9 protein-coding genes are annotated in these 8,587 nt (G+C 73.1%); 5 read left to right on the top strand and 4 right to left on the bottom strand.

What is annotated here, in order from left to right; all coding sequences use genetic code 11:
• Positions 1 to 329, bottom strand: a 329-nt coding sequence (locus HW445_RS10970) for an endonuclease V (RefSeq protein WP_308798857.1), incomplete at its 3' end; no start/stop codon positions are given.
• 28 nt (positions 330 to 357) lie between these two features.
• A complete protein-coding gene (locus HW445_RS10965) occupies positions 358 to 681 on the bottom strand; it encodes a plasmid stabilization protein (protein ID WP_180220833.1) in 324 nt (107 codons plus the stop codon).
• Between the two features lie 322 nt (positions 682 to 1,003).
• Between HW445_RS10965 and HW445_RS10960 the strand changes: the two genes are divergently transcribed.
• The 3 genes from HW445_RS10960 to HW445_RS10950 all read left to right on the top strand — a co-directional run bounded on the left by HW445_RS10960 (position 1,004) and on the right by HW445_RS10950 (position 4,269).
• The gene (locus HW445_RS10960; RefSeq protein ID WP_151770486.1) at positions 1,004 to 1,420 is read left to right on the top strand and encodes an SsgA family sporulation/cell division regulator; all 417 of its coding nucleotides are present in this window, start codon (positions 1,004 to 1,006) and stop codon (positions 1,418 to 1,420) included.
• Between the two features lie 295 nt (positions 1,421 to 1,715).
• On the top strand, positions 1,716 to 3,356 hold the full coding sequence (locus tag HW445_RS10955) for an ABC-F family ATP-binding cassette domain-containing protein (protein WP_180220832.1): 1,641 nt from the start codon (positions 1,716 to 1,718) through the stop codon (positions 3,354 to 3,356).
• Positions 3,357 to 3,477: 121 nt separating this feature from the next.
• Positions 3,478 to 4,269, top strand: coding sequence for a VOC family protein (locus HW445_RS10950; RefSeq protein WP_180220831.1), 792 nt, complete (start codon positions 3,478 to 3,480; stop codon positions 4,267 to 4,269).
• A gap of 51 nt (positions 4,270 to 4,320) precedes the next feature.
• On the opposite strand, the gene ligD is transcribed toward HW445_RS10950, so the two are convergent.
• Positions 4,321 to 5,331, bottom strand: coding sequence for a non-homologous end-joining DNA ligase (ligD, locus tag HW445_RS10945; RefSeq protein WP_180220830.1), 1,011 nt, complete (start codon positions 5,329 to 5,331; stop codon positions 4,321 to 4,323).
• Between the two features lie 51 nt (positions 5,332 to 5,382).
• On the opposite strand from ligD, the gene HW445_RS10940 reads away from it, so the two are divergent.
• Positions 5,383 to 6,450, top strand: a complete 1,068-nt coding sequence (locus HW445_RS10940; RefSeq protein WP_180220829.1) for an ATP-dependent DNA ligase — start codon at positions 5,383 to 5,385, stop codon at positions 6,448 to 6,450.
• A 78-nt stretch (positions 6,451 to 6,528) separates the two neighbouring features.
• Here HW445_RS10940 and HW445_RS10935 read toward each other — a convergent pair whose 3' ends face one another.
• Entirely contained in the window at positions 6,529 to 7,719 is a 1,191-nt protein-coding gene (locus tag HW445_RS10935; protein ID WP_180220828.1) for a zinc-dependent alcohol dehydrogenase, read from the bottom strand.
• 316 nt (positions 7,720 to 8,035) lie between these two features.
• On the opposite strand from HW445_RS10935, the gene HW445_RS10930 reads away from it, so the two are divergent.
• Positions 8,036 to 8,587: DUF3048 domain-containing protein (locus tag HW445_RS10930; protein WP_308798853.1), on the top strand; the 552-nt coding region annotated here is incomplete at its 3' end.

Here is an 8,587-nt window from a genome sequence, read left to right as displayed (position 1 = left end):
GCCTCCAGGGCGGCCAGCACGGCGGGGACCTCGCGGAACGCGAGGAGTCCGGGCACGTAGGGGAAGGCCACCGGGCCGACGGCGACGGCCCGGCCGGTCTCGGCGAGGGTCGCCGCGTCCAGGGTGACGGCCGCGGCGGCGACCACCCCGCGCGTGTCGTCGTAGGCCACGTCGACACCGGTGACCCGGCCGGTCCCGGGCGGCGGGCCCTCCTGGTCGAGCACCAGGAGGGCCCGCAGTTCGTCCTGGACGGCCAGGGCGGCCTCCTCGGTGGTGGGCCATCCTTCGGGAACGCGCACGGCCGCCGTCACGGCCCGGGTGTCGGTCACGGGCGAAGAGGCTACGCCCCCTCGCCGGTCACTTGCCCAGCGCCTGCCGCAGCTGCTCCTTGTTCATGTCGGAGCGGCCGTGGACGTTCTTCTTCCTGGCCTCCTGGTACAGCTGGTCGTAGGTGGGGCCCTGGGAGCCGCCGCCGGAACGCCGGCCGCCCCGCCGGCCCGAGGACATGTCCTCGGTGGAGGTGCGGCTCGCGGTCCTCGACTCGCCGGAGCGGGCGCGCTCCTTGTTCACGGTGCGGGCGGCGATCTCCTCGGCGCGGCCGGTGGAGGCGCCGCGCGACTTCTCGCTCTCCTTGATGTGTTCGTACTGCCGTTCCCTCTTGGGGCTGGAACCACGGGGCATGTTCTCGCACTCCTCGATGGGGGAAATACCGGAGATCGAACGGTTACCCATGTTCCGGGCGGTCATGGACCGCCGCCACGGGACCGGGCCGGACGGCGGGGCCGCGGAGCGCGCACGGGAGGGGGCGCGGGCCGCGCATGGGACCCGGGATGCGGGGGACGAGTCCTGGAGATGCCGTGGGGGAATGGTGCCGAAGCGATTGTGTCCGGTGACGCAGGTCACGCTGCCAGGGTGTACGGATCCGCGCCGTCCGGCCTCTGTTCCAGTACGCGGGTCCGACCAGCCCGCCGTCCGGTCAGCCGACTCTTAGGGGAGCAGACGTTTGTCCACCGTCATCGAGCACCCGGTTCAGGCCCGTCTCGTCGCCGCGGCTCCGCGGATGACGGTGATCCCGTCGACGATGCACTACGACACCGGCGACCCGTTCGCCGTGCGGATGACGTTTCCGGGCCCGGCCACCCTGGAGGGGGTGGAGGTGTGCTGGACCTTCTCCCGGGAGCTGCTGGCCGAGGGGCTGCGCGGGCCGCACGGCGTGGGGGACGTGCGGGTGCTGCCGTACGAACAGGGGCGTACGGCACTGGAGTTCCACTCCCCGGAGGGGGCGGCCGTGGTGCACGTGCCGACCGAGGAGGTACGCCGGTTCCTGGCCGCCACCGCGGCGCTGGTGCCGTTCGGCTGCGAGCACCTGCACCTCGACCTGGACCACGACCTGGCGGAGCTGATGCGGGACGTGATCTGAGGGAGGACGGCCGGGCGGTCCGGCGGCGCGGTGATCCGGCGCGGGAAAACGCCTCGCGCCGCCGCGGAGGCGGTGGGTACCCTGGTGGTGGTTCTGTTGCCGTCGATCGGAGAAGGACGTTGCTCGTCTGAGGTCATGAGACACCGCGTCGCACCCCGTCCCACCGGGGCTGTCGCGTCGCGTGTGCGACCTCGGACGTCATGAGCCGTCCACCGCCGCAGGGCCTCTTTTCCCGGCCTCGGCACGGTGTCTCGATACGCGATCATCCGACCGCATCACACCACCGCGAGGCTTCGTGTCAACAACAGTCACCCCTTCGGTCACCGCCGCGTCCCTGTCCTTCTCCTGGCCGGACGGCACTCCGGTCCTGGAGGATCTGGACGTCTCCTTCACCCCCGGCCGCACCGGGCTGGTGGGCGTCAACGGCGCCGGCAAGTCGACCCTGCTCAAGCTGATCGCCGGCGAGCTCGAACCGACCGACGGCGTCGTCCGGGTCACCGGTGAACTCGGTCACCTCCCGCAGAACGTCACCCTCGACACCTCGCTCCGTGTCGACCAGGCGCTGGGCATCGCCGGGAAGCGGGCCGCACTGCACGCCATCGAGTCCGGCGACGTCGCCGAGGAGCACTTCGAGACGGTCGGCGACGACTGGGACGTCGAGGAGCGCGCCCTGGCCACCCTCGGCGAACTGGGCCTCGGGCACCTGGGCCTGGACCGCACGGTCGGCGAGCTCTCCGGCGGCGAGTCCGTGCTGCTGCGGCTGACCGCGCTGCTGCTGCGCCGCCCCGACGTCCTGCTGCTGGACGAGCCCACCAACAACCTGGACGTGTACGCCCGCCGCCGCCTCCACGACACGGTGGCGGGCTGGAGCGGGGGCTCGCGGATCGTGATCATGGTCAGTCACGACCGCGAACTGCTGGAGTTGGCCGACCGGATCGCCGATCTGCGCTCGGGGGAGGTCACCTGGTACGGCGGCAACATCACCGACTACGAGGAGGCGCTGGCCGCCGAGCAGGAGGCCGCCCAGCGCACGGTGCGCGCCGCCGAGGCTGACGTTCGCCGTCAGAAGCGCGAACTGGTCGAGGCGCAGACCAAGTTGGCCAAGCGCAGGAAGTACGGCCAGCGGATGAACGAGCAGAAGCGCGAACCCAAGATCGTGATGGGGATGCGCAAGAACGCCGCCGAGCAGTCGGCCGGCAAGCACCGGGCGATGCACCAGGAGCGTCTCGCCGATGCCAGGGACCGGCTGGACGAGGCGGAGCTGGCGCTGCGCGAGGACGACGAGATCCGTGTCGACCTGCCCGCCACCGCAGTGCCGCCCGGCCGGACGGTGCTGACGCTCGACGGGTTCCGGCCGGTCCACGGGGCCGCGCTGCGGGGCGTGTTCGAGGTGCGGGGTCCGGAGCGGGTCGCCCTGGTGGGCCGCAACGGCTCCGGCAAGACGACCCTGCTGCGCACGCTGGCCGGGGAGCTGGCCCCGGCGGCCGGCGCGGCGGTCACGCACGTTCCGGCGCGCTTCCTGCCGCAGCGGCTGGACATCCTCGACGAGGAGCTGTCGGTCGCCCGGAACGTGGCCCGGTTCGCGCCCGGGGCCACCGTCAACCAGGTGCGGGCCAGGCTCGCCAGGTTCCTCTTCCGCGGGGCCCGGGCCGACCAGCCGGCCGGCACGCTCTCCGGCGGCGAACGGTTCCGGGCGGCGCTGGCCGCGCTGATGCTGGCCGAGCCGGCGCCGCAGCTGCTGATGCTCGACGAACCGACCAACAACCTGGACATGGCGAGCGTGCGGCAGCTCGTCCGGGCGCTGGAGGGCCATCAGGGCGCGCTGCTGGTGGCCAGTCACGACCTGCCGTTCCTGGACTCGATCGGCGTCACCCGGTGGCTGATGGCCGACGGGGAGCTGACCGAGATCACCCGGGAGGACCTCGACCGGCCCTGACTCCACGGCTGGAGGGGGCGGGCGGGGCACACTCGACGGTGCCCGCGGTGTTCCGCGGGCACCGCCGCTCCCCGCCGCTCCCCGCCGCACCCGGCGGCCGCCCGACGACCGTGAGGCACCCATGCTGACCACCGCATTCGTCCCCGGCTCCCCGAACTGGATCGACCTGGGCACACCCGATCTCAACGGGGCGATGACCTTCTACGGCGGCCTCTTCGGCTGGCAGTTCCGTTCCGCCGGCCCGGACGCCGGGGGGTACGGCTTCTTCACCTCCGGCGGGCGGACGGTGGCCGGCGGCATGGAACTCCCGGCCGGCACCGCTCCCCCGTCGTGGACGGTCTACTTCCGTTCCGACGACGCCGAGGCCACCGCACGGGCCGTCCGCCGGGCGCAGGGGACGGTGGTGGTGGAGCCGGACGACGTGATGGACAAGGGGCGCATGGCGATCCTCGCCGACCCGATGCGCGCCGCGTTCGGCGTCTGGCAGCCGGGGACGCTGGCCGGGCTGGACGTGGCCGGCGAGGACGGCGCCCTGTGCTGGGTGGAGCTGTACACCACGGACGTGGCGGGTGCGGCGGGCTTCTACCACGCGGCGCTGGGCTGGGAGACGTCCTCGGTCTCCTTCCCCGGCGGCGCCTACACCTGCGTCAACCCCGCGGGTGCCGGGGAGGACGGCATGTTCGGCGGTGTGGTCGGCTCGGTGGGCGACCCGGTCGAGGCGGGCGGTGGGTCGTACTGGCTCCCCTACTTCGCGGTGGGGGACGTCGACGCCGTCGCCGACCGGACCCGGGAGCGGGGCGGCGCGGTGCGGCTGGAACCGACCGACGTCGCGGGCGTCGGGCGGATGGCCCGCCTCGCGGACCCCTACGGCGCCCGCTTCGCCGTGCTGCGCCCGGAGCCCGTCCAGGGGTGAGCCCCCTCGCCGGTCAGGTCCTCCTCGCCCGGTCAGGTCCTCCTGGCCCGGTCAGGTCTTTCTGGCCCGGCTCGGCTGCACCCGCTTCGGCTCCCCCGGCATCTTCGGGTACTCCGGCGGGTACGGGAGGTCGCCCAGCCCGTGTTCCGCCTCGTCCCGCCGGGCCAGCTCCAGCAGCGGTTCCAGCGAGAAGGCGTGCTCCTCCATGTCCGCGTGGACGTCGCCCACCTCGGCGAACCGGGCCGCCATGGTCCGGATGTCGAAGTCCTCCGGCCGGGCCTCCCCCACCTCCTCCCAGCGCAGCGGCGCCGAGACGGGGGCGTGCGGCCGGGGCCGGACGGAGTAGGCGGAGGCGATGGTCCGGTCACGCGCCGTCTGGTTGTAGTCGACGAAGATCTTCTCGCCCCGTTCCTCCTTCCACCACCGGGTGGTGACCCGCTCCGGCATCCGCCGCTCCAGCTCCCGGCCCGCCGCGATCGCCGCGCGCCGCACCTCGGTGAAGGTCCACCGCGCGGCGATCGGCACGAAGACGTGGATGCCGCGGCCGCCCGAGGTCTTGGGCCAGCCGCGCACCCCGTGTTCCTCCAGCACGGCGCGCAGTTCGTGGGCCGCGGTGACGGCGTCCTCGTAGCCGGTGCCCGGCTGCGGGTCGAGGTCGAGGCGCAGTTCGTCGGGCCGGTCGACGTCGGCACGCCGCACGGGCCACGGGTGGAAGGTCACCGTGTTGAACTGCACGGCCCAGACCACGGCGGCGATCTCCGTCGGGCACATCTCGTCGGCGCTGCGCCCGCTGGGGAAGGTGATGTGCGCCGTGGGGATCCAGTCGGGGTGGTTCTTGGGAACGCGCTTCTGGAAGAACCACTCCCCCTCGACGCCGTCCGGGTAGCGCTGGAGGGCAGTGGGCCGCTCCCGCAGGGCGCGCAGCGCGCCGGGGCCCACGGCGAGGTAGTACTCGGCCAGGTCGCGCTTGGTGTAGCCCTTCTCCGGAAACAGCACCTTGTCCGGGTGGGACAGGCGCACCTTCCGTCCTCCGGCGTCCAGTTCCACGGCGTCGTCACCCATGTGTGCCACGGTAGGCGTGCCCCGGGCGGCGCGCACACGCAGAATCGGCCCATGGACCTGCCGGTGATGCCGCCCGTGAAGCCGATGCTCGCCAGGTCGGTGGCGAAGATCCCCGAGGGGATGCACTACGAGGCCAAGTGGGACGGCTTCCGCGCGATCGTGTTCCGCGACGGCGAGGAGCTGGAGCTGGGCAGTCGCACCACCAAGCCGCTGACGCGTTACTTCCCGGAGCTGGTGACGGCGCTGAGGGACCGGCTGCCGGACCGGTGCGTGGTGGACGGCGAGATCGTGATCGCCCGGGAGGGGCGGCTGGACTTCGACGCGCTGACCGAGCGCATCCATCCAGCGGAGTCCCGGGTGCGCATGCTGGCCGGGCGCACCCCGGCGTCGTTCGTCGCCTTCGACCTGCTGGCGCTCGGCGACCAGGCGCTGACCGGGCGTCCGCTGACGGAGCGCCGGGCGTCGCTGGAGCGGATGCTGGACGGCGTGGAGCCGCCGGTCCACCTGGCGCCGGCGACCGGCGACATCGAGGTGGCGCGGCGGTGGTTCGAGCAGTTCGAGGGTGCGGGGCTGGACGGGGTGGTCGCCAAGCCGCCGGACTCACGGTACCGGCAGGACGAGCGGGCGATGTTCAAGATCAAGCACGAGCGGACCGCGGACGTGGTGGTGGCCGGCTACCGCCTGCACAAGAGTGGTCCCGTGGTGGGCTCGCTGCTGCTGGGCCTGCACGACGGGCAGGGGGTGCTCCAGCACGTGGGGGTGTGCGCCGCGTTCACCATGAAGCGGCGGGCGGAGCTGGTGGAGGAGCTGGAGCCACTGCGGCTGGACGACGTGTCGGGGCATCCCTGGGCGGCGTGGGGCGACGCGGCGGCGCACGAGTCGGCCCGGCTGCCGGGGGCGCCGAGCCGCTGGTCGGGGAAGAAGGACCTGTCGTGGGTGCCGTTGCGGCCGGAGCTGGTGGCCGAGGTGGCGTACGACCACATGGAGAACGGGGCGCGGTTCCGGCACACGGCGCGCTTCCGCCGCTGGCGGCCGGACCGCACCCCGCACAGCTGCACCTTCGCGCAGTTGGAGGAGCCGGTACGGTACGACCTCGGTGAGGTCCTGGGCATGGAGTGAGGGTGGGTCCCCGTCAGCGGTTCCGGCCGTTCAAGGACGCCCGGTACGCACAGGGGCCTCAGGGGCGCGCAGGGGCGCTCAGGGATTCATGACGACCTTGACGGCGCCGTCGCGCTTCTTCTGGAACATGTCGTACGCCTCGGGGGCCTCGGCGAGCGGCACGTGGTGGGTGGCGAAGTCGTCCACGCCGAGCGGGTCCGCGTCGGTGAGCAGGGGCAGGATCTCGTCGGTCCACCGCCGCACGTTGGCCTGGCCCATCCGCAGCTGGATCTGCTTGTCGAACAGGGTGAGCATGGGCATCGGGTCGGCCATGCCGCCGTAGACACCGGAGAGGGAGATGGTGCCGCCGCGCCGCACCATCTCGATGGCCGTGTACAGGGCGGCCAGCCGGTCGATGCTGAACCGTTCGGCGAGGGGCCCGCTGATCCTGTTGGGCAGCAGGGCGGTGGCGTTCTGGGCGAGCCGGGCCACGGCGCTGCCGTGCGCCTCGGTGCCGACCGCGTCGATCACCGAGTCCGGGCCGCGTCCGCCGGTGACGTCCTGGACGGCGGCGACCAGTTCCTTCTCGCTGTCGAAGTCGCGCAGGTCGAAGGTCTCCACGCCGCGGTCGCGGGCCCGGCGCAGCCGGTCGCCGACCAGGTCGACGCCGATGACCCGCTCCGCGCCCCGGTGGAGGGCGATCCGGCAGGCCATGTCGCCGATCGGACCGAGGCCGAGGACGGCGAGGGTTCCGCCCGGCGGGACGGAGGCGTACTCGACGGCCTGCCAGGCGGTGGGCAGGACGTCGGAGAGGTAGACGAACCGGTCGTCCGCCGGGCCCTCGGGCACCTTGATGGGTCCGAAGTGGGCCTGCGGAACCCGCAGGTACTCGGCCTGACCGCCGGGTACCGCGCCGTAGAGGCGGGTGTAGCCGAAGAGCTGGGCGCCCATGCCCTCGCCGGTCACCTGCGTGGTCTCGCACTGGGTGTAGAGGCCCTGGCCGCACATCCAGCAGCTGCCGCAGGAGATCTGGAACGGCACCACCACGCGGTCCCCGGGGCTCAGACCGGGCACCTCGGACCCCACCTCCTCGACGATGCCCATGGGTTCGTGGCCGAGGATGTCGCCGGGGGTCATGAAGGGGGTGAGGACCTCGTAGAGGTGGAGGTCGGAGCCGCACAGTCCGGAGGAGGTGATCCGGACGATCGCGTCGGTGGGTTGCTCGATCGTCGGATCGGGCACGGTCTCCACCCGGACGTCCCGCTTGCCCTGCCAGGTCACTGCTTTCATCGCGTCGGACTCCCTGCTTCCGCATGCTCTCGTCCGTGCGACGGGTACCCGGACGGCCTACAGGAAACCGGCCGAACCGACACGGTTCGCCCGTCCTGGGTGCGGTGGGGGGCGCGAAGGGGTAGAGCACAACGGGACCGGTACTTGGCGCACGAACCGACGATCGGCGGCGGTGGGCATGGGGCTGCGCGACAGACCGAACGGCTCGGCCGGCTCTCGGACCGGCTCCGGTTCGGGGTCCGGTTCGGGGGCCGGCACGACGAACCGCAGGGGCGTGGCCGGCGGACCCGGCACACGGCGGGCAGGAACGAGAGCGGTGCTCACGGCAGTGATCGCCGCTCTCGCACTGGCCGCGGGGTGCACCCAGAACCCCGCCACGGACCGCAGCGGCGATGCCGACGAGGCGCCCTCCGGCGTCCTCGCCGTCAAGGTCGACAACGTGGCCCCGGCCCGTCCCCAGACCGGGCTGGCGCAGGCGGACGTGGTGTACGCGGAGCAGGTGGAGGCCGGCCTCAGCAGGCTGATGGCCCTGTACGCCACCCGGCTGCCCCCGGCGGTGGGTCCGGTGCGCAGCGCCCGGGAGACCGATCTGCGGCTGCTGCGGCAGTTCGACGAGCCGGTGCTCGCCTACTCGGGCTCGCAGAGCCGGCTGCGCCCGCTGATCGAGGCGGCGCCGCTGCGCGCGGAGTCCCCCGGCAACCGGCCGGAGGCCTGGTACCGCACCGATGACCGCCCGGCGCCGCACAACCTGTACCTGCGGCCGCGACGGCTGGTGGACGGACCGGCCGGCCGGGAGGCGCTGACCGCGGCCGGCTTCCGCGAGGGCCCGGCGCCGTCCGGCGGCGAACCGGAGCCGGAGCGCACGGTG

This window comes from Streptomyces sp. UH6 (genome assembly GCF_013421635.1).
Lineage (GTDB): Bacteria > Actinomycetota > Actinomycetes > Streptomycetales > Streptomycetaceae > Streptomyces > Streptomyces abyssomicinicus.
The sequence above is the reverse complement of the archived record's forward strand: the minus strand, read 5'-3'. Positions and strand labels throughout refer to the sequence as shown.